The 23,584-nt window shown below is 56.1% G+C and carries 26 protein-coding genes; 19 read left to right on the forward strand and 7 right to left on the reverse strand.

Features of this window, described 5'->3' with window-relative positions:
- Nucleotide 1: 1 nt before the first annotated feature.
- A complete protein-coding gene (locus E3E30_RS03985; protein WP_167728517.1) occupies nt 2-1,072 on the forward strand; it encodes an ATP-binding protein in 1,071 nt (356 codons plus the stop codon).
- A 10-nt stretch (nt 1,073-1,082) separates the two neighbouring features.
- Here the strand turns inward: E3E30_RS03985 and E3E30_RS03990 are convergent, their stop codons facing one another.
- On the reverse strand, nt 1,083-3,005 hold the full coding sequence (locus E3E30_RS03990; RefSeq protein ID WP_167728935.1) for an arginine--tRNA ligase: 1,923 nt from the start codon (nt 3,003-3,005) through the stop codon (nt 1,083-1,085).
- A 69-nt stretch (nt 3,006-3,074) separates the two neighbouring features.
- Here E3E30_RS03990 and E3E30_RS03995 point away from each other — a divergent pair, with 69 nt between their 5' ends.
- A complete protein-coding gene (locus E3E30_RS03995; protein WP_042689396.1) occupies nt 3,075-3,353 on the forward strand; it encodes a lipoate protein ligase C-terminal domain-containing protein in 279 nt (92 codons plus the stop codon).
- A 5-nt stretch (nt 3,354-3,358) separates the two neighbouring features.
- Nucleotides 3,359-3,904 (forward strand): stage II sporulation protein M, encoded by a 546-nt coding sequence (locus E3E30_RS04000; RefSeq protein ID WP_042689394.1) that lies wholly within the window; start codon nt 3,359-3,361, stop codon nt 3,902-3,904.
- Here E3E30_RS04000 and E3E30_RS04005 read toward each other — a convergent pair.
- Entirely contained in the window at nt 3,851-4,951 is a 1,101-nt protein-coding gene (locus E3E30_RS04005) for a DUF354 domain-containing protein (RefSeq protein WP_167728518.1), read from the reverse strand. The two genes, E3E30_RS04000 and E3E30_RS04005, sit on opposite strands and share 54 nt — an antisense overlap.
- Before the next feature lie 293 nt (nt 4,952-5,244).
- On the opposite strand from E3E30_RS04005, the gene E3E30_RS04010 reads away from it, so the two are divergent.
- Together E3E30_RS04010 and wecB are read left to right on the forward strand one after the other, a co-directional pair.
- On the forward strand, nt 5,245-6,516 hold the full coding sequence (locus tag E3E30_RS04010; protein WP_167728936.1) for a UDP-N-acetyl-D-mannosamine dehydrogenase: 1,272 nt from the start codon (nt 5,245-5,247) through the stop codon (nt 6,514-6,516).
- Complete coding sequence (wecB, locus tag E3E30_RS04015) at nt 6,513-7,646, forward strand: UDP-N-acetylglucosamine 2-epimerase (non-hydrolyzing) (RefSeq protein ID WP_167728519.1); 1,134 nt, start codon at nt 6,513-6,515, stop codon at nt 7,644-7,646. The genes E3E30_RS04010 and wecB overlap by 4 nt, the downstream gene beginning before the upstream one ends.
- On the opposite strand, the gene E3E30_RS04020 is transcribed toward wecB, so the two are convergent.
- Genes E3E30_RS04020 through E3E30_RS04030 form a run of 3 tightly spaced genes read right to left on the reverse strand, consistent with a single transcriptional unit; the run spans nt 7,632 to nt 10,148 of the window.
- On the reverse strand, nt 7,632-8,174 hold the full coding sequence (locus E3E30_RS04020; RefSeq protein WP_167728520.1) for a hypothetical protein: 543 nt from the start codon (nt 8,172-8,174) through the stop codon (nt 7,632-7,634). The two genes, wecB and E3E30_RS04020, sit on opposite strands and share 15 nt — an antisense overlap.
- Nucleotides 8,175-8,196: 22 nt before the next feature.
- A complete protein-coding gene (locus E3E30_RS04025) occupies nt 8,197-8,847 on the reverse strand; it encodes a hypothetical protein (protein WP_167728521.1) in 651 nt (216 codons plus the stop codon).
- Between the two features lie 41 nt (nt 8,848-8,888).
- A complete protein-coding gene (locus E3E30_RS04030) occupies nt 8,889-10,148 on the reverse strand; it encodes a radical SAM protein (RefSeq protein WP_167728522.1) in 1,260 nt (419 codons plus the stop codon).
- A gap of 157 nt (nt 10,149-10,305) precedes the next feature.
- On the opposite strand from E3E30_RS04030, the gene E3E30_RS04035 reads away from it, so the two are divergent.
- From E3E30_RS04035 to nuoI, 14 genes are all read left to right on the forward strand, one after another.
- Complete coding sequence (locus tag E3E30_RS04035; RefSeq protein ID WP_042689379.1) at nt 10,306-10,806, forward strand: hypothetical protein; 501 nt, start codon at nt 10,306-10,308, stop codon at nt 10,804-10,806.
- Nucleotides 10,807-11,032: 226 nt separating this feature from the next.
- Nucleotides 11,033-11,566, forward strand: coding sequence for a Na+/H+ antiporter subunit E (locus E3E30_RS04040; protein ID WP_167728523.1), 534 nt, complete (start codon nt 11,033-11,035; stop codon nt 11,564-11,566).
- Nucleotides 11,563-11,817: a monovalent cation/H+ antiporter complex subunit F gene (locus tag E3E30_RS04045; RefSeq protein ID WP_042689377.1), complete on the forward strand. Its 255-nt coding sequence runs from the start codon at nt 11,563-11,565 to the stop codon at nt 11,815-11,817. The genes E3E30_RS04040 and E3E30_RS04045 overlap by 4 nt, the downstream gene beginning before the upstream one ends.
- Nucleotides 11,814-12,221 (forward strand): monovalent cation/H(+) antiporter subunit G, encoded by a 408-nt coding sequence (gene mnhG, locus E3E30_RS04050; RefSeq protein ID WP_042689376.1) that lies wholly within the window; start codon nt 11,814-11,816, stop codon nt 12,219-12,221. Before E3E30_RS04045 ends, mnhG begins: the two co-directional genes overlap by 4 nt.
- Complete coding sequence (locus E3E30_RS04055) at nt 12,218-12,502, forward strand: DUF4040 domain-containing protein (RefSeq protein WP_042689374.1); 285 nt, start codon at nt 12,218-12,220, stop codon at nt 12,500-12,502. Before mnhG ends, E3E30_RS04055 begins: the two co-directional genes overlap by 4 nt.
- 2 nt (nt 12,503-12,504) lie before the next feature.
- Entirely contained in the window at nt 12,505-13,212 is a 708-nt protein-coding gene (locus tag E3E30_RS04060; RefSeq protein ID WP_042693102.1) for a Na(+)/H(+) antiporter subunit B, read from the forward strand.
- Nucleotides 13,209-13,565 carry an NADH-quinone oxidoreductase subunit K gene (locus E3E30_RS04065; protein WP_042689372.1) on the forward strand — a complete coding sequence of 119 codons (357 nt, stop codon included), beginning with the start codon at nt 13,209-13,211 and terminating at the stop codon, nt 13,563-13,565. The genes E3E30_RS04060 and E3E30_RS04065 overlap by 4 nt, the downstream gene beginning before the upstream one ends.
- Nucleotides 13,562-15,049 (forward strand): proton-conducting transporter membrane subunit, encoded by a 1,488-nt coding sequence (locus tag E3E30_RS04070; RefSeq protein ID WP_167728524.1) that lies wholly within the window; start codon nt 13,562-13,564, stop codon nt 15,047-15,049. Before E3E30_RS04065 ends, E3E30_RS04070 begins: the two co-directional genes overlap by 4 nt.
- Complete coding sequence (locus E3E30_RS04075) at nt 15,046-16,893, forward strand: proton-conducting transporter membrane subunit (RefSeq protein WP_167728525.1); 1,848 nt, start codon at nt 15,046-15,048, stop codon at nt 16,891-16,893. Before E3E30_RS04070 ends, E3E30_RS04075 begins: the two co-directional genes overlap by 4 nt.
- Nucleotides 16,894-17,793: a respiratory chain complex I subunit 1 family protein gene (locus E3E30_RS04080; protein WP_167728526.1), complete on the forward strand. Its 900-nt coding sequence runs from the start codon at nt 16,894-16,896 to the stop codon at nt 17,791-17,793.
- A 3-nt stretch (nt 17,794-17,796) separates the two neighbouring features.
- A complete protein-coding gene (locus E3E30_RS04085; protein ID WP_042689364.1) occupies nt 17,797-18,375 on the forward strand; it encodes an NADH-quinone oxidoreductase subunit B in 579 nt (192 codons plus the stop codon).
- The gene (locus E3E30_RS04090) at nt 18,366-18,953 is read left to right on the forward strand and encodes an NADH-quinone oxidoreductase subunit C (RefSeq protein WP_167728527.1); all 588 of its coding nucleotides are present in this window, start codon (nt 18,366-18,368) and stop codon (nt 18,951-18,953) included. The genes E3E30_RS04085 and E3E30_RS04090 overlap by 10 nt, the downstream gene beginning before the upstream one ends.
- A gap of 10 nt (nt 18,954-18,963) precedes the next feature.
- Nucleotides 18,964-20,148, forward strand: a complete 1,185-nt coding sequence (locus tag E3E30_RS04095) for an NADH-quinone oxidoreductase subunit D (RefSeq protein ID WP_042689361.1) — start codon at nt 18,964-18,966, stop codon at nt 20,146-20,148.
- 5 nt (nt 20,149-20,153) lie between these two features.
- Nucleotides 20,154-20,831 (forward strand): NADH-quinone oxidoreductase subunit NuoI, encoded by a 678-nt coding sequence (nuoI, locus tag E3E30_RS04100; RefSeq protein ID WP_167728937.1) that lies wholly within the window; start codon nt 20,154-20,156, stop codon nt 20,829-20,831.
- A gap of 19 nt (nt 20,832-20,850) precedes the next feature.
- Here the strand turns inward: nuoI and E3E30_RS04105 are convergent, their stop codons facing one another.
- Nucleotides 20,851-22,149 carry a nucleobase:cation symporter-2 family protein gene (locus E3E30_RS04105; RefSeq protein ID WP_042689357.1) on the reverse strand — a complete coding sequence of 433 codons (1,299 nt, stop codon included), beginning with the start codon at nt 22,147-22,149 and terminating at the stop codon, nt 20,851-20,853.
- Between the two features lie 76 nt (nt 22,150-22,225).
- Nucleotides 22,226-23,563, reverse strand: a complete 1,338-nt coding sequence (locus E3E30_RS04110) for a leucine/methionine racemase (protein ID WP_167728528.1) — start codon at nt 23,561-23,563, stop codon at nt 22,226-22,228.
- Nucleotides 23,564-23,584: the final 21 nt, after the last annotated feature.

Raw genomic sequence — 23,584 nt, forward strand, 5'->3', positions numbered from 1 at the left:
TATGCTGTTTGACCCGAGGCCGAAGAGCAGGAGGGAGGAAATTTTCGACAGGGAGAAGGAGCTGAACTCTCTGCTTAAGGGAATGGAAGAGTACCCGATAACGGTTCTCATCGGAATCCGGAGAGTGGGGAAAAGCTCCCTCCTGAGGGTGACTCTTAATGAATTTGATGGTCTCGGCCTTTACCTCGACGCGAGGAGACTCTACGCAGCGGGAGGCGGCACGATAAGCCCCGCCGTTCTTGTGGATGAGATTAGAAAGATACTCCTCGGGAGAGGCAGGTTTGGCTTTCTGAGTGGGATAAAGCTTGGGAGCGTTAATCTGGCCGGGATAAAAATCAAACCAAAGGAGACTACCATAATAGACATCTTCGAACTCCTGAACGGCCTCGGGGAGAAGTTCGGAAGGGTCGTCTTGGCTTTCGATGAGGCCCAGTACCTTCGATTCTACGGACCGAGGGGTGGAAAAGACCTTTTGGCGGGGATAGCCCACGCCTACGACTCCCTGCCGAACCTCGGGTTCGTGTTTACCGGCTCAGAGGTCGGCCTCCTCCATGATTTCATAGGCATCGACGACTACTCAAGTCCACTATTCGGCAGGGTCTATGAGGAGGTGGAGGTCAAACCATTCTCCAGGGAACTCTCAGAGGCTTTCCTGCGGGCGGGATTTGAAGAAGTCGGCTTAAGAGTTCGGGAAGAAGAAATAAAGAGAGCTGTCGATGAGCTCGACGGCATTCCGGGCTGGCTCGTGGAGTTCGGGTTTAATTACTGGAAGAATGGAAGTTTTGAGAGAGCTATGGAGAGAACTGTCGAGAGGGTCCGGGCAATGATACGGGAAGAGCTCCTTGAACTCGAAAAGCGCTCTCCAAGGTACTCCCTAATTCTCAGGGCGATAGCAATGGGCCTCTCACGCTGGAGGGAGGTTAAAGACTACGTGGAAGCGAAGAGCGGACCTATAACGAACGCGAGACTATCTGCGCTCCTGAAGAACCTTGAGAAAATGGGCTGGGTGAGGAAAGAAAACAGGGAGTACCGGATAATAGACCCCCTCGTGGAAAAAATATTGAAGGGCTAAGAAAGGCCAATCACATCTTCTCCGGCGCCTCTATGCCGAGCAGCTCGAGTCCGTTCCTGAGCACTTGCTTGACCGCCAGAACGAGGAGCAGGCGCTCTTCTTTTACGCCTTCCTCAGCTTTAAGCACCGGGTGGTCCATGTAGAACTTGTTGAAGAGTGAAGCCAGCTCGTTGAGATAAGCCGGAATCAGGTGGGGCTTGATGTCCCTGCCTGCGCTCTCTATTACCTCCGGGAACTTGGCGAGGAGCTTGATGAGCTCCTTTTCGCGGAGGGTCAGCTTTGAGAAGTCAGCCTTTTCAAGCAGAGCTTTCCAGTCGGTCTCGACTCCGCTCTCCCCGGCCTTCCTCAGGATTGACGCACAGCGGGCGTGGGCGTACTGTATGTACGGCGCGCTCTCCCCCTCGAAGTTGAGCACGTCGTCCCAGCGGAAGGTTATGACCTTGTCAGGACTGTACTTGACGAGGTTGAAGCGAACCGCGCCGACTCCGACCGCTTCGGCTATCCTGTCCTTCTCCGCCTCGCTCAGGTTCGGGTTCTTCCCCTCAACCAGTTCCCTCGCCCTCTGAACGGCCTCGTTGAGGACCTCGTCAACGGTGAAGCCGACCCAGGTTCCCTTTCTGCCCGAGAACTTACCTTCCGGCCTCACAACGTGCTCGTAAGCTAAGTGGTGGAAGTTCTCCGCGCTTTCATCAAAGCCGAGGAGCTGGAGGGCGTACTTAATCGCCATCTGGGGGTGCCTCTGCTCCGCTCCGATGACGTTTATGACTATATCCCCCCTGCCGAACCTGCCGGGCATCTCCTCTCCGTCCGGAGCCGTCGTCCAGGTCTCGTGGTTCTCAATCTCGTCCCAGAGCTTGTAGAGCATGTCCGCCTTCACCTTGCCGAACTTCCAGAGGTGATAGGCTATGTCCTTGCCTGTGTAGGTTGCCGTTCCGTCGCTCCTCTTGAGGACGAGGAAGGGGTTCTTCATGTCAGGGAAGAGCTTCCGGAGGTCCATTACAAACGCTCCCTTGTACTTGCCATCCTTCCCCCAGAAGAAGTTCTCGTTGGCCTCGATGAGTTCGTAGGCCTCCTCGAAGATTCCGCTCCGCATTATGTCGCTCTCCCAGCTGAGCAGGTCGTAGGCGATGCCCATACGGTAGGTCGTGAGCATCTGAGCTCTAACGACGCGCTCGGCAAGCTTCCTGCCGATTTCGGCTATCTCGTTGTTTCCTTCCTCAAGTTTCTTCATGAGCTCGCGAACCTCTTTATCCACCTCTGGGTTCTCCTCGATGCGTTTGTTGACCTCCACGTAGAGCAGCCCCATGACGTGGTCTATGAAGTCCTCCTTCAGGCCCTTCTCCCTTAACTCGGCCTCAATCCTCTCGAACTCCTCTCTCAGGTTAAGATAGCCCCAGAGGACCTGCGCAAACTGCACTCCAAGGTCGTCGATGTAGTTCTGAACTTCAACCTTGTAGCCGAGCCTGCGCATAATCCGCGCCATCGTGTCGCCCAAAACCGCGTTCCTCGCGTGTCCCATGTGGAGTGGCTTCGTCGGGTTGACCGAGGTGTGCTCGACGATGACCTTTTTGCCCTTTCCGACCTCGCTCTCGCCGTAGGCGCTTCCCTTCTCAAGGATTTCCCTAACCAGCTCGCGCCCGAAGTAGGAGTAGTCAACGTAGAAGTTGATGTAGCCGTTAACCGCCTTAACCTCGACTATGCCCTCGGGCCTCTCGATGCGCTCGACAAGCTCTTCCGCTATGAGCTTCGGGGCCTTCCTGAAAACCCTAGCGAGCTGAAACGCTATGGCCGTTCCGAAGTCGCCGAGCTCGAGGCTTGGCGTATCGTCGAAGGTTATCTCGCCGTCCCACTCATTTCCGGCCTCGGTGAGCATCTCGTCGAGTGCCTTCTTCAGAGAAAGCCTCGCCCTCTCCTGTATCTCCTTATAGACCATCTTCACCACCGCTCCCACTTTAACCCAACCTTTAAAAAGTTCTCCCGCGAGCTTACAACGGGGATGGGTATGAAGCACCACGTCGGTGAGCACAAGGCCAAGAAGGGCCTCATAAGGATTGAGTTCGACGAGAGGGACGGCATAGCTGAGCACGTCAGGATTACGGGAGACTTCTTCATGCACCCTGAGGAGGCAGTCCACGACCTTGAGAGGAAGCTTGAAGGGCATAAAATCGAGGAGCTCGAAAGCCTGATTGACGAGTTCTTCGCTATGCGCCTTGACGTGGAGATGCCCTACGTGAACGTCGAGGACTTCAAGATTGCCCTCAAGAAGGCCCTCGAAGGGTGAAGGGCGTGAACGTTAAGAGGACTTTCTCCCTGCTCCTCGGGACGTTTGGAATTGGAATAGTCCTCGGCGTTGCCTACGCCTACCTTCAGACCGAGAAAGCCGGGGAGTACGTGCTCAAACTCGCGAACGAGCTCGGCGGACTCTCACCGAACCCCTTCGATAACTTCGTCAGGATATTCACCCACAACGCCGGCGTTGCCCTCCTCGTCCTCGTTTCGGGGCTGTTCTTCGGGCTCGGCCCCTGGGTCATGATGCTCTTCAACGGTCTGGTTGTTGGAATCGTTGCGGGGTTTTTCGTGAAGATAGGCGTCCCGGCGAGCAAAATCGTCCTCGGGCTCGTCCCACACGGCCTCGTTGAAATCCCGGCCTTCGTCTTGGCTGGAACCGCGGGAATCCTCTGGTACAGGAGCATACGCGAGGCCGAAGAACCGGCAGGGGGCTTCAAAGAGGGAATGAAAAAGGCGTTGAAGCTCTACGCGGTAACGGTTGGGATGCTCTTAGTTGCGGCCCTCATCGAGGCTTACGTAACCCCGAAGGTTGCCGGCCTCTGAGACCTCGAAGGTCCCGCTCTCCTCGTATGTTTCTATTTCCCTCAGTATCGCGTCCATCGGGTTTTCCAGACCGGCGACAACGCTCCTTATGTAGTTCCTGTACCTCCCGTTGGCCTCTATCATGCGCTCTGCCACCTCCGCGACCTCGACCAGGTCAGTTGAGTGGAACTTGACACCGAGCTCGACGAGCCACCTCGTGACCGCGAGGAGCCTTCCGGGGTAGGTCGAGATTGTCGGCGTTCCGAGAGCTATTGCTTCCCTGTTCATAGTTCCGCCGGCTCCTATCATGAGCCTCGCGTAGTAGAGGAGGCTTAAACTGTCAACGGGCTTCTCGGGCATTATCACGTTGTCAAAGCGCTCAAAGCGCCTCCTCTGCTCCTCAGTCCTCGGGAAGAGCACGATGGGCATCTCGGGTAGGAGGGGGATAACGTCCTCGAGGACGCTCTTCTCGGGCCCGTTGAAGTAGTTGGCCTTGACCGGCTCGGTGCGCATCACTATGTAGCCGTTCCTCCTGAGGCCGAGCTCCTTGAGGACCTTTCTGTCGGGCCTGAAGCCGTAGAGATGCGCCAGTTCCGAGAAGCCGTTTACGGGCTTCATGCCGTTGGGGTCGGCGCCGCACTTGAGGAGCTCGTAGGCGTCTATCGCCTTCGGGAAGAGGAGGAGCTTCGTAAAGGGGAGTATGAGCTTGTTTTGGGCTATGGCGGTCTCGTTATCAACGAAGCCTATACTTGGAATCCCGAGGCCGAAGGCAACGCGCGGTGCCTCGACCGAGTGCTTGTAAACCGCCAAATCCGGCTTTTCCTCGATTATCAGCCGGCTGAGCTTGTAAACCCTCTCGGCGCTCGCGATGAGCTTGCCCTCAAGGGTGGAACCCCCGTGCTTTCCAACCACGTAGTAGTCGAAACCGAACATGTCGAGAATTCCGGTAAGACCGTCGAACTCCCTCGTCGTGATTAGAACCTCGTGGCCAGTCTTCTCAAGTTCCCTGATGAGGCCCTTGAAAAAGTGAACGTGAGGCGCGTTTGTGATGTCAATCCACACCTTCATTCTACCACCCGCCGATGAGTGAACGGCTTTGTCCAATATAAGGCTTTCCAAAAAACGGTTGCAGAAGCGTTTTTTCGGACGTTTCAGATAGCTCCTTTCAATGAAAAACGCTTTCTAACGCTTTCCTTCCATGATGTAGGTTTTCGCCGGGCCACTACTACCGGGCTAAGTGAACAAGAGTGTCCAGGCGAAGGAAGTTCTTGATAGGCGCACCAAAACGGTTCCAACGCTTTCAAAATCGTTACCTCAAAAAGGCTTTTATCCGGCCGTTCCAACCCGCTCCGGTGGAAGTGATGGACGGGATAAGGGAGATAGCGGTCATAGGCCTCGGCTACATAGGCCTCCCAACGGCGATAATGTTCGCGAACGCCGGTTTCAATGTCACCGGTTATGAAATAAGGGAAGAAGTAGTCGAGAAGATAAACTCGGGGAAAGCCCACATCGTCGAGCCCGAGATAGACGAGCTGCTCAGAAAGGCCGTTGAAAGCGGCAACCTCAGGGCAACCTCAGACCCAGAGGAGATACGGGGGAAGGATGCGTACATAATCTGCGTTCAAACCCCCCTGAGGGAGGACAAAACGCCGGACCTGAGCTACCTTGAGAGCGCCGTTAAAACCGTTGCAAAGGCAATGAAAAGGGGCTCGCTGGTGGTCATAGAGAGCACCGTTCCGCCCCTCACGACGGTTAAGATGGCGAAGCTCATCGAGGAGCTGACGGGCTTCAAGGCGGGAAAGGACTTCTACATGGTCCACGCGCCGGAGAGGGTAATGCCGGGCAGGATTTTTAAGGAGCTCGTCTACAACTCCCGCATCTTCGGCGGGATAACGCCCGAGAGCGCCGAGATGGCCGAAAGGCTCTACCGCTCCTTCGTCAAGGGGCAGACGTTCAAGACGAACTCGACCGTCAGTGAGGTCGTCAAGCTGATGGAGAACACCTTCAGGGACGTGAACATAGCTTTGGCGAACGAGTTCGCCTTTCTCGCTCACCAGTACGGGATAGACGTCTTCGAGGCAATAGAGCTTGCCAACACGCACCCGCGCGTTAGAATCCACACCCCCGGGATAGGGGTCGGCGGCCACTGCCTCCCGAAGGACCCGCACCTCCTCCTCTGGCCAGCCAAAGAGGACTTCGGGCTCATAAAGCTCGCGAGGGAGATAAACGACTCCATGCCCCTCTTCACGAAGGATTTGCTCTTCTCGGCGCTTAAGGAGCTGAACGTTCCGCCCGAGGACGCCACCATAGCGGTCCTCGGACTGGCATACAAGGGCGACAGCGACGACACGAGGAATTCGCCGGCGCTGGCTTTCATCGAAGAGATAGAGGGGGACGTGAAGGCCGTTAAAACCTACGACCCCTTCGTCCCGGGCACGAGCGGGAGCGTCGAGGAAGCGGTTGAAAACGCGGACGCGGTTGTCATAGCGACCGACCACACGGCGTTCAAGTCCCTCGACTGGGAAAGCCTTGGGAAGCTCATGCGGACGAGAATTCTCATAGACGGCAGGCACGTGGTTGAGAACCCGCCGAGGGGCTTCCTCTTCAAGGGCATCGGGAGGGGAGAGTTTTGAAGCCCGCTTTCGTCTTTGGAACGAGGCCGGAGATAATAAAGCTCGCGCCGGTCATAAGGGCGTTCCTTGATAGGGGCGTAGAGCCCCTTCTAATCCACACAGGTCAGCACTACGACTACGAGATGAGCAGCGTCTTCCTTGAGGAGCTTGAGCTTCCACCGATAGACTACCACCTCGAGGTCGGCTCTGGAACACAGGCGGAGCAGACCGGAAAGGCGATGATAAAAATAGAGAGGGTTTTGATGGACGAGAGGCCAGATGTTACGCTCGTTCAGGGCGACACCAACACGGTTCTGGCTGGAGCTCTGGCCAGCGTCAAGCTGAAGATTCCGGTAGCTCACGTCGAGGCCGGCTTGAGAAGCTTTGACAGAACGATGCCAGAGGAGATAAACAGGATTCTTGCAGACCACGCGAGCGAGGTTCTCTTTCCCCCAACGGAAGAGGCGAGGAAAAACCTCGAACGCGAGGGGATAACCGAGAACGTCTACGTCGTCGGCAACACGATTGTTGATGCGGTTTTGCAGAACGCCGAGGTGGCGGAGAAGAAGAGCGACGTCCTTGAGAGGTTTAACCTTACACCAAAGGAATACGTCCTCATTACGGCCCACAGGGCAGAGAACACGGACAGCCGAGAGAACCTTGAGAAGCTCGTCCAAATCCTCGAAAGCCTGCCGATGAGGGCGATATACCCAATGCACCCGCGCACGAGGAAGAGGCTCGAGGAGTTCGGGCTACTCGAACGGGTAGAGACTATTGAGAACCTGACCGTCACGAAACCCCTCGGCTACCTCGACTTCCTCAGGCTCGAGAAGAACGCCTTCGCGATAATGACGGACTCGGGAGGAATACAGGAAGAAGCCATAATCCTCGGTGTGCCGTGTTTAACCCTCCGCTACAACACCGAGAGGCCGGAGACGGTTGAGGCCGGCGGAAACGTGCTGGTCGGCCTCGAAAAGGAACGCGCCCTCAACTATCTTGGTCGGCTGATGGATGAGGAAGAGTTCTACGAGAGGATGGCAAACGCCCCGAACCCCTTCGGCGACGGAAGGGCTGGAGAGCGGATAGCAGAAATCCTCCTGGAACTCCACGAAAGGGGAGAGCTGAGGGTGAGGAGCTCAAGGTTTATCTGACGTCCTCAAAATTTTTCCTGTTTTCTCGGAGATGAGTTTTGCCAGCTCGAGATACGGGTCGAACTTTGAAAGGTACCCTGCCCTCATCGTGACTGTGAGATGAGCCCTCGCGGCGAGCTCGGCCGGAACTTTCTGCCCGTTGACGTGCCTGAGAACCACTTCCCTGACGCTGGCATTCTTGTAGTATTCAATTGTTACGTTAGCACGGTACGTCACCGAAAGAAAGCCCGCAAATTCGCCCCAGAATGGTACTGACACGATAAGGACGTTTCCGGTGACGTTGGAAGCGTTCCAGTCAACAAAAATCGGAGTTAGTCCCAGCGGACGGAGGGACCCGTTCAGGTAGACGGGAAGGTATAGGTACGTGTTGCCCCCTCCATCAAAGTAAACGTACACGGTTCCGTTTCCGGGTTCCAGCGAGGGGTTTACCTCCGAACTCCACCAGCAGGAGGTGCTGTGGGACACGAGCTGGTGAACAAGGAGTGCAACAAGAAGTAAGAGGAGGAACACGGTCGCACCGGTTCGCATGGATTCCACCCCAAAAACAGAACTAATGACTCCTCAGGAAGCTATCCAGCTCCAGGGCAATCTGCTCGGCAATCGTCTTGTAGGGGTCTCTATCCGTGAGTATTCCCGCCTTTACCCTTAGTTTCCACCAGTAGGTCACGGAAACCGTCTGGTTGAGAATACGCTCTTCGTTTAGCCTTTCGATGCTCGAAACGCGAAGTTTTATGGCAAGCTTCTCCAGGTTTTCTCCTGAGAGGGTTTTGCCGTTTGTTAGCAAGGTAAAGGTCTCGGCATCACCGGCGTAGGAGTAGTAGAGGATTCCAGAGACCCCGTATTCCCGATAGAGAATCCGGTTCTTGCTGAAGGAGTGGGGAAGGAAAACCACGACAAGCCGTCCCTTGAGGTCGTAGTTCATGGGTTCATCAACGAATTCAGGGGTCAAGTTATGGGAGCGTATAACTGTTGAGAGAGAACTTTTAAGGGCTTCCAAAAGTTGCGGCTCGGAAACTAGCAGGGCCACGTAAACGACGTTGGGATTCTCTGGAGCACTCCTCCAGCCGGTATCGTTGAGAATAAGAGAACCATCAAAATGGGACTCCCCCGACACTTCGGAGAGCACTGAGAATTCCGAAGCTATTCCGAGGCCAATAACTGCGGCGACTACAATGAGGACAATAAGGGCGCGCCCCCTCATAACGCATCAAAAGAAGTTGGGAATTTACTTTAAAAAGTTTTTCAAACCTCGGTCCCGATGTAGATACCGTGCCTCGTCCGCACGATTCTCACCTTTATTCTGTCCCCGACTTCCGCCTTCGTTCCAACGACCTCGATGAGCCGGTTTCTGGCCTTCGCAAGCATTTCACCCTCAATCCTGCCCGGAAGGACGACCTCTGCCTTTACGACCTCCCCAGGCCGGAAGGCGAGGGGAATGAACTCGCGCTTCTCCATGCCGAAGTGGCTCGGCTTCAGGACGAGGGGCTTCATTCCTGTTTTCTCCTCAAGCCCCCTCAGCCAGGCGTAGAACTCCTTGAAGGGGACAGTCTTGGCTATGACCGGGTTCCTGCCGAACTTGTAGGGAATGTAGTTCTGGAAGCCGAGGGCCGGCCAGCGCTTTCCGGCGCCGATTTTCCTCGCGAACTCTATGAATGCTTCCGCCTCGTCGTCGTTGATTCCGAAGATTATGACCGGGGCAATGAGGACGTCTATTCCCGCGTTCACAAGGGCCTCCGCCATCTCCAGAACGTGCTCAAGGTCGTAGCTCTTCATTCCCATGAGCATCTTCGCCTTGTCCGGGTCGAGGGAGTGTATTGAGAGGTTCACCCTGTCGAGGCCGGCCTCCGCCAACTCCTCGACGAGCTTGTCGTTGAGGAGCGTCCCGTTGCTCTGCATCGAGATTACCGAGACGTTCGGGTGCTCCCGCAACGCCTGAACGAGTTCCACTCTGAAGGGATAGATGAGCGGTTCACCCTGACCGTCGAGGTGTGCCTCCAAACCCCTTCCCTTTATCCTCGCGACCTCGTCGAACCACTTCATCAAATAGTCGATATCAACGACGTAGTCAAGCTTTCTCGTCCTCGAATATGGCCCCTCATCAACGGAGCAGAAGATACAGCTCAGGTTGCACCCGCTGACGCCCCTAATTTGAATCAGGTTCGTTCCTCTGTCTATCAAACCGAATGCGTTGTAGCCGAGGAGCGGAACGCCAAGCCCCTCGTGGATGTAGATAACCTTCCTCTTCGTGTAGCGGTTCCTGAGGAGCGCGCCAAGGTTGTTCTGGATGTAGAGCGCTATGAAGCCTTCAACCTTCTCGTAGTCGGTGTCTATGATTAACGCGCCGTTTCGGGCCGTGATTTGAGGTGAGACGCGGTACTTCTTCCGGATGACCCGTTCAAGCTCTCGCTTTGGGAAGTCCGCGTAAAGGGTCTCACGCCAGATTAGCCTTATCGTATCTCCCAAATCCTCAAACGTCACGTGGGGAAGGCGAAGCTCTATCATGGTCGTGAGTTTAACGGTGCGTTTAAAAACCCGTTGATGGACAAAACATCCGTCCGGAAGACTTTTAAATTCCCCCCTTGAAGACATGCGGGCATGGAAACATTTTAATACTATTGGATTAAAGAGTCTACTGGTGAACTGAACTGGGTGGTAGCTCATGTGGGGGAAGATTGAGCATTACTTTGATGAGTATCCCGTCAGAAAGCAAATCGCCAAGACGCTTCTCAAGTACGGCCTCAAGGTCTCAGAGGACATGAAGATAAAGGCTGGAGACATCGAGGTGCCCTACACCAAGATAGCCAAGGCCCTCGACGTTGACAGGCGCGTTGTTAAGGAAACCGTTGCCATGATACTCAAGGTTCCGGAACTCAAGGAAATATACACCAACCTCGAGCCGACCGTCCATATGAAGTACGTCGGCAGGCACGTCGGCTACGGCGTCATCGAGATTGAGCCCGAGCCGAGGGCCATAGGAATCCTTGCCAAGATTGCGCAGAAGATAGCGGAGCGCGACATCAACATAGTTCAGGTCGTCGCGGAAGACCCGGAGCTCTACCCTGAGGCAACCCTGACCATCATAACCGAGAAGCCCATACCCGGCGACCTCATCAACGAGCTCTCAAAGCTCGAAGGCGTCAAGAGGATATCCATCTACTGACCGAATTTTTTTGGCCAGTATCCCCTCTTTCCCCAAAAGATTTTGTTACCTCTTCTCGAAGAATGAACGCTCGTGGACGCTTTTCCGGACTATGGGACAAATTAGAGACCCCTATTTTAACCAAAAGTTCTAAACCTTTCTTCTTCCCAGGTAAGGTTTATAAGTTATGGTTGGCAACCTTCGATAGTCACTCCAAATGAGTGCATCAACCTCCGGAGGGTTGAGTATGGAAGAAGCAAGTCGCGCCAGCAAGTTCGCCTACACTTTTATCGTGCTGTTTATTCTGTGGCTGGTCGTCACGGCCAGCCTTGACAGCCAGGAGTTGATAACCGGAGCCGTTATAGCTTTAATAGTAGCGGCACTGACGCACGACGTCTTCACCAAAGCAGGACTGGCAAACCTCCATCCAAAGAGGGTCGCCTACGCAATAGCTTACATACCGTACTTCCTGTGGGCCATGATAATGGCCAACCTTGACGTTGCTTACAGGGTTCTTCACCCGGCGAGGCCCATAAGGCCCGGAATCGTCAAGTGCAAGACGGTTCTCAACAGCGACACCGGAAAGCTTTCTCTGGCAAACTCGATAACACTCACGCCCGGAACGATAACCCTCGACGTCGACGGGGAGAACTACTTCATCCACTGGATTTGGGTTCCGGACGAGGTTCTCAACGCCAAGGACGATTCTGAGCACGTTGAAAAGGCCTCCGAGGCCATAACGAGGCCCTTTGAAAAGTACCTGAGGGTGATATTCGGATGATAGGGATTAACATTTATCTCGCCCTGATTGCGATAGCAACGCTCCTCAGCACCTACAGGGTCTTCAGGGGACCGACGACAGTTGACAGGCTGGTCGCCGTTGACATTATGACGACCATAACCACCGGGCTGATGGTGCTCTTCGCGCTCTACTACGGCAGGATGATTTACATCAGCGTCGCCCTCGTCTACGCGCTCCTTGCCTTCGGTGGAGTCATAGCCTTTGCCCGCTACCTGGAGGGAGGCCTATGAGCGTTCTGGCGATAATCGGTGAAGTCCTCGTCCTCATAGGGACGTTCTTCTACTTCCTGTCAGCACTCGGTCTGATAAGAATGCCCGACGTTTACAACAGGATGCAGACGTCCACCAAAAGCGCCACCCTCGGTTCGCTGGGCGTCATAGTGGGCGTTGGAATCTGGGCCGTTGGAAAGGGCTATTCTCCAGCGTGGATAGTGCAGACGATAGCTGTCGCGGGATTCCTGTTGCTCACCAACCCGATAAGCGCCCACGCACTCATAAGGGCCGCCTACAAGCGCGGAATTCCTCTCTGGCACGGTAGCGTCGTTGACAAGTATGGAGAACACCTCGCGAGCAAGGCGCAGGCCGAAAAGGCTGAGGGTGAGACTCCCGAGACCTCGGAGGAGGTGAGCGAATGAACTGCGTAACCTGTATCAACTACATCATAATCGGCGTTATGATAATCTCGGCAATACTCGCCGTTGAGTGGAGGGACCTGCTCGCGGCCGCCGTTGGAATGGCCGCGGTAAGCCTGTTCGCCTCAATACTGTTCCTAATCCTTCAGGCGCCAGACGTGGCAATGACCGAAGCGGCCATAGGGGCCGCGCTCAGCGGTGCGATATTCATCTTCGCCATAAAGAGAACCCAGCGCTTTGAGACAGAGGAGGAAGAGAGGCCCGGGTGGTGGGTAAGATGGTGAGCATACTGAAGAGGGGTCTCGCGATAATTACCCTGCTTATCATCGGCTACTGGCTCGCCCAGGGACTCGCTGGAGTTCCCTTCGGCCAGGATAAAATGCTCGTCGGACAGTACTACCTCGACCATGTTAAGGAGCAGACGGGCTCCGTCAACGCCGTTACCGCTGTTGTCGTCAACTACCGTGGCTTCGATACCCTCGGTGAGGTCACAGTCCTCTTCATAGCCTCCACCGGTGTTGGAGCGCTTCTCTGGGAGAGGAAGAAGAGGAGAACCGCGAAGACCGAGGGGTCAATCGTTCTCACCACAGGAACAAGGCTCCTCGTCCCCTTCGTGATACTCTTCGGCGCCTACATCTTCATCCACGGACACCTGACCCCGGGTGGAGGTTTCCCGGGAGGAGCCACCATAGCGACGGCGTTCCTGCTGCTCTACATGGCATTCACCATGTATGAGATTCCGCACAAGGCCTTTGAGAAGACCGAGGGGCTCGTTGGAATGGGCTACGTCATCGTCGGCCTCATAGGCCTCGCGATAGGCGGTTACTTCCTCTTCGACTGGATATGGCAGACCTGGGGCTGGGGACACGACAACATCGGTAGGCTCTTCAGCGGTGGCTTCATACCGATAATATACACCATCATAGGCCTCAAGGTCGGCACCGAGCTCAGCGGAATCATTGACAACATGCTCAAGGAGGAGGTGAGCGAATGAGCGTGCCACACATCAGTGCATTCTACTTCGGCGCGATTGCCCTCGTGCTCATAGGCCTCTACGCGATACTCGTCAAGAAGAACATCCTCAAGATGCTCATTGGGCTCAGCATCATGGAAACCGGCGTTAACCTGCTCCTCGTCAGCATAGGCTACATCTCCGGAAGGAGCGCGCCAATTCTGAGCGAGGGAATAGGGCCCAACCAGGCCGTTGACCCGATTCCGCAGGCGCTCGTTCTGACGGCGATAGTCATAGGCGTTGCCACAACCGCTATGGCCCTCAGCGCGGTTATAGTCCTCTACAAGCGTTACGGAACCCTCAACATTGAGGAGATAAGGAGGTTGAGAGGATGAACGGGCAGTACGCTTCACTCCTCATAGCGTTACCTCTCCTCGGTGCCTTCTTCGTTCCCCTGATTAAGGGGCTCGGGAAGAAGGCGATAAAGACCTACGTGCTGATAATCACCGCGATACAGACGGGAATAGCGGCGTGGGTCTTCCAGCAGGTTTACTCAACTGGAAAGCCGATAATCGTCATGGCAGGCGGCTGGAAGCCTCCGGTCGGAATCAACCTTTACCTCGGCCAATTCGCGGCGCTCTTCGTGCTCATAGTGGCCTTAGCTAGCTTCCTCATGGCGGTATTCAACTTCAAGGCAATCGACGTTGAGCCAATAGACAAGTACGCCATGCTGTTCCTCCTGCTGATGCTCGGAGCCACTGGAATGATAGCGACCGGCGATATCTTCAACCTCTTCGTCTTCATGGAGATAACCGCCATAACGGCCTACGCGCTGACGGCTTACAACAAGACCGGCGAAGCTGCTGAAGCCTCGCTCAAGTACATGATTCTCGGAGGAATCGGTTCGAGCTTCTTCCTAATCGGCGTCGCGCTAATCTACGGCGCCACCGGAACACTCAACATGGCCCAGATAGCCCAGCTCGCCGGCCACATCAACCCGACCGTTGCCCAGGTCGGACTGGCTCTCATAATCTTCGGTCTCGCGGTAGAGGCGGAGCTCTTCCCGCTCAACGCCTGGGCGCCCGATGCATACCAGGCCGCACCGCACCCGGTAACGGCCATGTTCTCGGCCTTCGTCGTCAAGGCCGGCCTCTACGCGATGGCCAGGGTTCTCTACCTCATGAGCTCGGTCGGAACCTGGCACAACGTCCTCAGGCTCCTCGTAGTGATGGCCACCCTCACCGTCGTCGTGGCGGAGTTCTCGGCGTTGAGGCAGAGGAACGTCAAGAGAATGATAGCCTACTCGTCAATCAGCCAGGTCGGACTCATAGCGCTCGCCTTCGCCCTCGGAACCCAGGCGGGCGTTGACGCTGGAGTGTTCCAGATGGTCAACCACGCGATAGTGAAGGTTCTCCTGTTCCTCGGCGTTGGCTACGTTGCCGTACAGCTTGGAGGGGCCGAGATTGAGAACTTCCGCGGACTCGGCAGGAGGATGCCGGTTACCGCCTTCGGAATAACGGTCGGTGCCTTTGCTGCCGTTGGAATACCGCTGTTCAACATCTTCTGGAGCAAGCTCAGGATAATCCTGGCGACCATTGAAGTCGGCTACACCTGGGCAGCCTTCCTCGTCCTCGCGGCCAGCGTCGTGGAGGCCGTCTATTACTTCAGGCTGATTCACGCCATCTGGTTCGAGGGAGAGGGCGAGAGGATTTCAGAGAGCGTGCCTCTGATGGCCATAGTCGTCCTTCTGGTGGTGCTCGTAATAGCAATAGGCGTCTACCCGAACTACCTCTGGAGCGTCTCCCAGAAGGCCGGAAGCGACCTCTTCAACGTCGCCCAGTACATTAAGAACGTCCCGCTGATGGGGGTGGGAGCATGAACGAGCTCATGATAATGCTCTTCGCACCTCTGGTGGCTGGCTTCATAGCCTGGGCCCTTGACATCAGGGGAATACGCGAGATTGTTGGAATCCTTGGTGCAGCGGTTCCCCTGGGGATACTCGCCAAGTACTACTCAACGATAGCGGGTAGCAACCCCGAAACCGTGACCCACACTATAACGATTGGCGGCTTTAAGCTGCTCTTCCAGCTCAACACAATCACCTGGTACTTCGCGGCGGTGGCTTCGCTCGTCGGCGTTGCGATGGCCTTCGGAATGGCCAGCACCTCAAGGAGCTCCTACGAGTGGCTCTTCGCCCTCATGAGCTACACCGGAGTGCTGGGCGTCTTCCTCAGCGGGGACTTCGTGGGCTTCTTCCTGTTCTGGGAGCTCATGACCTTCGCGAGCTTCATGATGGTGCTTAAGAGGAACAGGCACGAGTCCCTCAAGTACTTCGTGCTCAGCGTCATCGGCGCCTACGCGATGCTCATAGCGATTGGAATCCTCTACGCAAAGACCGGCGCTCTCGACTTCGGAACAATCAGACAGGCTCTTTACATGGACGCAATGCTCGGGAGCATAAGCAAGAGCCTCACCGCCCTCGTGTTCCTGCTCTTCCTGACGGCATTTGGCGTCAAGGCAGGCGCCGTTCCGCTCCACGTCTGGGCGCCCGGTGCCTACAGCGAGGTTGACCAGAGCTACACGACCTTCTTCAGCGGAGCCCTCAGCAAGGCTGGAGCCTACGGATTCCTGCTCCTCTACATCCTGATGGGAACCAAACTCTACACCGCCCTCGGCGTCTGGCACAACCACATGGTGTTCTCGTACATCATCGCCTGGCTTGGAGCGATAACCGTCGTCGTCGCGGGCTTCCTCGCGGTGCTCCAGGAGGACATAAGGAAGCTCTTCGCCTACTCCTCCGTCAGCCAGGTAGGCTACATCCTCCTCGGTCTCGGCCTTGGAACGACCCTCGGTTTCGCGGGAGCGCTCTTCCACGTCCTCAGCCACGCGGTCTTCAAGGGCCTCTTCTGGCTCGTCGTCGCGGCGCTTATCCTGAGAACCGGTAAGACCAAGTTCGAGGACTTCGGTGGTCTGGCGGAGAAGATGCCGATAACCTTCGCGATGGCCCTCATAGCGGTTCTCAGCCTCGCAGGAATTCCGCCGATGGCGGGCTTTGCCAGCAAGTGGCTCCTCTATGAGGCCGCCATAAGCGCCCACATGCCGCTGGTCGCGGGCGCGATATTCCTTGGAAGCGGTCTGGCGTTTGCTTACGTGGTCAGGTTCCTCTACGCCGTGTGGTTCGGCCAGAGACCGAGCGACCTCGATGATGTTGAGGAGGCACCGCTCCCGCTCCTCATAGGCATGGCGATACTGGCTATCCCGAACCTCGTCTTCGGTATCGCCCCGGGCCTCGTTACTGAGTACCTAGGAAAGTTCCTCGGAAACCCCGTCGGCGGTGACTACTTCAAGCTCGTAACCCCAACTGGAACCTACAACGCCCTCCTCGTCACCGTAATCCTGACCCTCGGCCTCGCGATAGCGGGACTCATATTCATCTACGGAGCGAAGGCCAGGAAGGTCCCCGTCACCGACACCTACCAGTCAGGTAACCCAGTCACCGAGGACTACAACCTCAGCATGAGGAGGAACTTCTACAGGCCTCTCGCTGAAGCCCTCGACTTCTGGCTCAAGTACAGCTGGGACAGGTTCTACGAGCGCCTCGCCGGCATGTTCGAGGACTTCGCTGACTCCCTGAGGGAAGGGTTCTACAACGGAAACGTCCAGAGCTACGCCTGGTATCTTGCGGTGGTACTCCTAATCCTAGCACTGTGGGGGGTGTTGTGAATGTTCGACTGGAAGTTAGCACTTGAGGCCATCGGCATGATAATCTACGCCACCTTCATGGGTTTCATCTTCATGGGTATCGAGAGGAAGGCCATGGCGAGAATCCAGAGGCGCGTTGGGCCGCCCATCTACCAGCCAATCCTCGATACCCTCAAGCTCCTCGGAAAGAAGGAGAGCATAAGCCACGGCTTCATCTACGACTTCGGACCTGTCTTTGCCCTCGGAGCGAGCATAGCGGCGCTCCTGTTCATACCCATCGCCAACTTCCAGCTCTTCAGCAGCAACGCCGACCTGATAGTTGTCGCCTACCTCCTTGAGGTGCCGATGCTCGGGATAATGCTCGGTGCCATGAGCTCGGGCAACCCCTATTCAGCGGTCGGTGTCCAGCGTGGTCTGCTCACCATGGTTGCCATGCAGTTACCGTATGGTCTCGCGCTGATAGCATTAATCCAGCACTGGGGAACCTTCAAGCTGAGCAACATAGTGGCACTCCAGGGGATTCACGGCTGGAGCATAACGGTTCCAGCACTGCTTTTAGCTTTCATCGTCTTCGACATAGTCTTCCAGGCGATGCTCGGCCTCGAGCCCTTCGACATCATCACCGCCCCCGCGGAAATCTCGATGGGTCCAATGGTCGAGTACGGCGGCAAGCACGCGGCACTGCTCTTCACCCAGCACGCGGTTCAGCTCTTCGCCGAGACCGCGTTCTTCGCCGTGCTCTTCCTTGGCGGAGCGAGTAACCTGCTCGAGCTCCTCGTCAAGCAGATAGCGGTGCTCTTCATCGCGATATTCGTCGCCAGCATCTACCCGCGCTTCACCATCGACCAGGCCGCGAAGTTCTTCTGGAAGTGGCCGACCATACTGGGAATAATAGCCGTAATCCTCACGATGGGGTGGTGAAAGATGGGAGAGGATTTCATAAGCTACGAGCTCAAGGAGTTCAAGCTCTTCGAGCCGCTCTTCAGGTGGGCGAGAAAGAAGAGCATCTGGCTGGTGGCGTTCTGTACCGGGTGCGGCGGCATAGAGATGCCGCCCCTCTTTACAGCTCGCTACGACATTGAGAGATTCGGTATGATGCCGAACCCATCCCCAAGGATGGCAGACCTGTTCCTGATTACGGGTTACGTCACGCCAAAAACGCTGAAGAGAATCATCATAACCTACGAGATGATGCCCGACCCCAAGTACATCCTCGCCCACGGCTCATGCCCAATCAACGGCGGCGTCTACTGGGACTCCTACAACGTTGTCAAACAGCTTGACAAGTACATTCCCATAGATGTCGCAATAGCCGGCTGTATGCCGAGGCCTGAGGCGGTGATGGACGGAATTCAGGAGATAATGAGGAAGATAGAGAGCGGGGAAGCGGACGGCTGGAAGAGGTATAGGGAGAACTACGAGTGGTACAGGAAGAACCAGGACGAGCTCTTTGGAGAGGGATGGCGTGAGAAGGACGCCAAGAGGTGGTTGGCATGGCTGTGAACGATAACAAGGTTGAGAACAAGGTTGAACCCGTTGAGAAGGCCGAGGAGAAAAAGCCCGAGCTCCCGAACACCAAGGAGGGCAGGCTCGTGAAGGAGCTCCTCGAGAAGGCCCCCTACGCGGAGGGAAGCGTCAGGCGCGAGAAGAGGATAGAGTTCAAGGTTCCCGCCGAGAGGATACACGAGTTCCTCGAGCTTGCCAGCGAGAGGTTCGAGATGCTCATGCAGATAAGCGTCGTTGACTGGCTCAAGGAGAACCAGTTCGAGCTCGTCTATCAACTCTGGAGCGTCAGCGAGAGCGTTCATGCATTTGTCAGAACGAGGGTTCCAAGGGAGAACGCAGAGGTGCCGACTGCCATGGACATCTGGCCCGTTGCAGAGACCTACGAGAGAGAGGCACACGAGTTCTTCGGCATAAACTTCAAGGGCAACCCGAGGCTCGGACCGTTCATACTCGAGCCGCGCGAATACGAGAAGCACCCGCTCAGGAAGGACTTCAACACCCTTAGCTACGTCAAGACAATCTACGGTGATGACTTCGACAGGTACGATGAGAGTAAGACGAACTACGTGATATGAGGTGATGCTCATGGCGAATTTGGAGGTTCCAAAGGAGCTTAGGGAGGAAGCGAGAAAGCACGACATGTACCTGACCCCGATAGCCAAGGACACCTACGAGCTGTTCTTCGGTCCACAGCACATGGCGACCGAGAACTTCAGCATAATCCTCAAGATGGATGGCAACAGGATAGAGAAGGCCATAGTTAACCCCGGATTCCTGCACCGCGGTTTCGAGAAGCTCGCCGAGCAGAGGCCCTACTTCACCAACATTGCCCTGCTCCTCCGTATCTGTGTTCCCGAGAGCGACGTTCCGGAAAACATCTACTCGATGGCCGTTGATGAAATAGTCGGCTGGGAGGTTCCTGAGAGGGCGATATGGATTAGGACAGTTGTGCTTGAAATGGCGAGAGTTTCAGCATGGATGTTCTGGATAATGGGATTTGGAAACGAGATAGGCCTCTACACCCCGGGCCAGTGGGCCGCCGCCTACCGTGAGAGGTTCATGCGCCTCTTTGAGGAGCTCACCGGCGGAAGGGTCTACCACATCTACACCGTCCCCGGAGGAGTCAGGAGGGACATCCCAGGAGACAAGTGGCTGAGGCAGTTGAGGGACACCGTTGAGTACATCAAGTCCAAGCTCAAGGACTTCGATGAGATACTCTTTGACAACTACATTATGTTCGAGAGGACTGAAGGCGTTGGCGTGATGGACAAGAAGTTCGCCCTCAAGCACGCGGTCACCGGGCCGAACCTCAGGGCCGTGGGAGTTCCCTACGACGTCAGGAAGGACGACCCCTATTACCTCTACCCAGAGCTCGACTTCGAGGTTCCGGTCCTGAAGGAAGGAGACAGCCTCGCGCGCGTTCTCGTCAGGAGGTACGAGCTGGAGCAGGACCTCTACATACTCGAACAGCTTCTCGACATGGGGCCGCCGAGCGGGCCCTACATGGTGCAGGACCCCAAGCTCAAGAACCTGCCGAGGTTCAAGGTTCCGGCAGGAGACGCCTACGCCCACGTTGAGAGCACCAAGGGCGACTTCGGAGCCTACGTCGTCAGCGATGGAAGCCACAAGCCCTACCGCGTCCACGTCCGCGGACCGAGCCAGAGCCACGGAGTTACGGTGCTTGAGGAGCTCCTCAAGGGAGCCCGCCTCGCCGACGTGCCGGTCATATTGAAGACCCTTGACAACTGTCCGCCCGACATAGACAGGTGATGACGATGCCCGCGAGAGTCGTTGGTGAGGAAAAGGTCAAGCTCAAGAAGTCCTTCGTCAAGCCCTGGATGGGCATCAAGTACCTCTTCAAGAAGCCCGTGACGATAAAGATACCCTTCGAGAAGATAGAGCCCGCTCCAAAGTACAGAGGATTCCACACGCTCGACTGGAAGAAGTGCGTCGGCTGTAACTTCTGCGGTCAGATATGCCCGGCGAGGGCAATAGAGATGACCTGGCTCGAAGTGGACGGCAAGATGGAGAAGAGGCCCCACCCGAAGGTTGACTACGGCCGCTGTACGTTCTGCCAGTTCTGTGTCGACGTCTGCCCAACGGGAGCGCTCGGCTTCAGCGAGGCCTACATCCTGACGACCGACGGAACTGAGGATGCGCTTGAGCTCTTCAACTGGGTGCCGATTCACCCTGACAAGGTCAGGGAGCTCAACGAGAAGTACGGCGACTACCGCTTCCCGGTCGTCAAGATTGAGAAGAAGGAAGATGGAACCTACCGCTACCACCTCCGCGACGGAGAGGTCTTCGAGTTCAAGATACTTGGCTACGGCATAAGGCCGCCCAAGAAGCCCACCCCCGCCAAACCTGCCACCAAGTCCACTGCAAAGAAGGAGACCAGCAAACCCGCCGAAAAGAAGGAATCAAAGCCGGTCGAAAAGAAGGAAGGGGCTTGAGCCCCTCTTTTCTTCCCCTTTAAAGGATTCTTTCCAGGATTATTGCAGTCAGGGCTCCTACCGCCATTCCCGACTCGAGTATGCTCGAAACGAGCCTTGGAAGGGATTCAAGGAGCTGAGGCGGCAGCTGCGGTGCGCCAAGCCCGGCTATCAGCGAGGCCGCGAGAATCAGCGTGTTCCTGTCGTTGAACTCAACCTTTTCTTTTATCAGCCTAAGCCCAGTAACGCTTATCATGCCGTAGAGAGCCAGCGTCAGGCCGCCGAGGACCGGGGCGGGCATTGAGGCCAAGATACCCGCGAACTTCGGGAGGAGCGAGAGGAGAATCAGGATAACCGCCCCCACCTGAACCACGTGCCTGCTACCAACTTTGGTAAGGGCAACGACACCTATGTTCTCTGAATAGCTCGTGGTTCCGCAGGCCCCGAGGAAACCGGCTACCGAGCAGGCGAGGCCTTCAGCGCCTATACCCCTTGCTATCCTTCCCTCAGTTATCTCGGAACCGGTAACCGTTGCTATCGCGTGGTAGTCACCAACGCTCTCGATGATGCTGACCATGAAGGCGAAGAGGAGGAGCACTATCGCTGTTAAATCGAATACCGGCTCTCCCCAGGGGAACGGCTTGGGAACGCTTAGAGCAGGAAGGCTTTCCACGAGGTTTAGGTTGACGAGGCCAAGGGGAAAGCTCACCGCGTAGCCAACGAGGGCACCCACAACGACCGGCATTGCCCTCGTTCTCCTTCCCCTCAGTGCAACGAAGAGGGTTGTGAGAAACGTTATCAGACCCACAAGCACGGCCCTTCCGACGGTCCCGCCGGAGGGGTCGGCGTAGGCGTTGAAGAAGTTATTAACGGCCACGTCGGCGAGGCTGAAGCCAATGAGAGTTATCGTAACCCCAGTAACGAGGGGCGTGAAGAGCTTCCTGACCCTTCCGATTATTCCGAGCCAGCCGATTAGGGCCTCAATCAGCCCGCCAACGATTAGCGCCCCTTGAACCGCGGCCATTCCAATGCTTGAGCCAATTGCTATCAGCCCTGGGATGAAGGCAAAGCTCGAACCTTGGACTATCGGATAGCGCGAGCCTATCGTCGTCTGGAGAAGCGTTGCTATTCCCATCGCCAGCAGGACGGCCTGTATCATCGTCGCTATCTGGGAACCGCTGAGCCCTATCGCCCCGCCTACTACAAGAGGCACCGTCACCGTCGCCCCAAACATCGCCAGAACGTGCTGAAGGCCAAAAACCAAAGCCTTGGAAGGTTCAACCCTATCCTCTATCCCCACTTTGAGAACGGGTTTCCTTGCGTTTTCCAGGCTTTCCATTGAAGCCCGCTCGGGCTGTGTAGGTAGTTGTATAAAAAGTTTTCGGAAAAGTTGAGAATAAGCATGCTTTTGTCAATCACCACCCCTGCACCTTTTCAAGGACTTCATCTGAAACCCTGCCTTCTTCAACGTCCTCAATTGCTTCTTCAAGCCTATCAAGGCCTTCCTCAAGGAGCTCCTCCTCTATAGTCAGCGGGGGCTGAATCCTCAGCACGTTGCCCTGGAGAAAGGCCACTATTAAGCCCAGCTCGTAGGCCCTCCAGACGACCTTCTTGGCCTCGTCGTAGGCCCTCTCCTTGGTTTCCCTGTCCTTTACGAGGTCAACGCCGAGCATCAGGCCAAGCCCGCGGACGTCGCCGATGAGCTCGTGCCTCTTCTTCATTCTTTCAAGCCTTTCTTTTGCTTTCTTCCCGAGCTTTTCGGCCCTCTGAAGGAGGTTCTTCTCCTCGATTTCCTCGATGACGGCTAAAGCCGCGGCGCTCGCGACGGGGTTTCCTGAGAGGGTGAATGCATGGCCGAGAGGGGGCAGGGAATCCATTATCTCCCCCCTTCCGACGATTGCACTTATAGGCAATCCACCGCCAAGGGGCTTTGCGAGGGTTATGATGTCGGGCTCAACGCCGAAGTGCTCGATGGCGAACCACCTGCCCGTCCTCCCGAGACCGCTCTGGACTTCATCAACGCCGAGGAGAATGCCGTGTTCGTCGAGGAGCCTTTTGAGCTTTCTGAAGTAGCCCTCGGGCGGAACCGCCATTCCGGCATCGCCCTGTATCGGCTCAGCTAAGAGAAGAGCTACTCCCTCAGCGTGAACCTCGCCCTCGAACTTCTCCTTGAGGTACTCAAGGCATTCCATACGGCACTTCCCCGGCTCTTTCCCGAAGGGACAGCGGTAGCAGTTGGGGTAGGGGATGAAGTGAACGTCGCTGAGCTGGCCGACCTTTGAGCGAACCTCAAAATCGAGACCGGTAACGCTCATTGCGCCGTAGGTGGAGCCGTAGTAGCTCCTGAGGTAGCCGATTACAGACCTCCTTCCCGTATAGGCCCTCGCGAACTTTATGGCGCCATCGTTCGCATCGCTCCCGCTGAGGCCGAAGGCAACTTTCGCGTTCTCAACGGGGGCAAGTTCGCTCAGCTTTTTGGCCAAAAGGTATGGCTCTACCGGAAAGCCGTAGATAAAGGTGAAGTGAAGCAACCTCTCGGCGGTCTTTTTGACGGCCTCAACGACCCTCGGGTTGTTGTGCCCGACGTTCTGAACGGCCGCATCGCTCAGGAAGTCTATGTACTCCCTCCCTTCAACGTCCCAGACGAGGGCGTTTCGAGCTTTGTAGGGGACGATTGGGGCGTAGGTAACGTGGGATGCGCGCGAGATGTAGCGGGAGTAGCCCTGAATAACCTCATCCTTTGGGGGCAACATGGAACCACCGTTAACCATATG

The sequence above is a fragment of the Thermococcus sp. 9N3 genome (assembly GCF_012027685.1).
Classification (GTDB): Archaea; Methanobacteriota_B; Thermococci; order Thermococcales; family Thermococcaceae; genus Thermococcus; species Thermococcus nautili.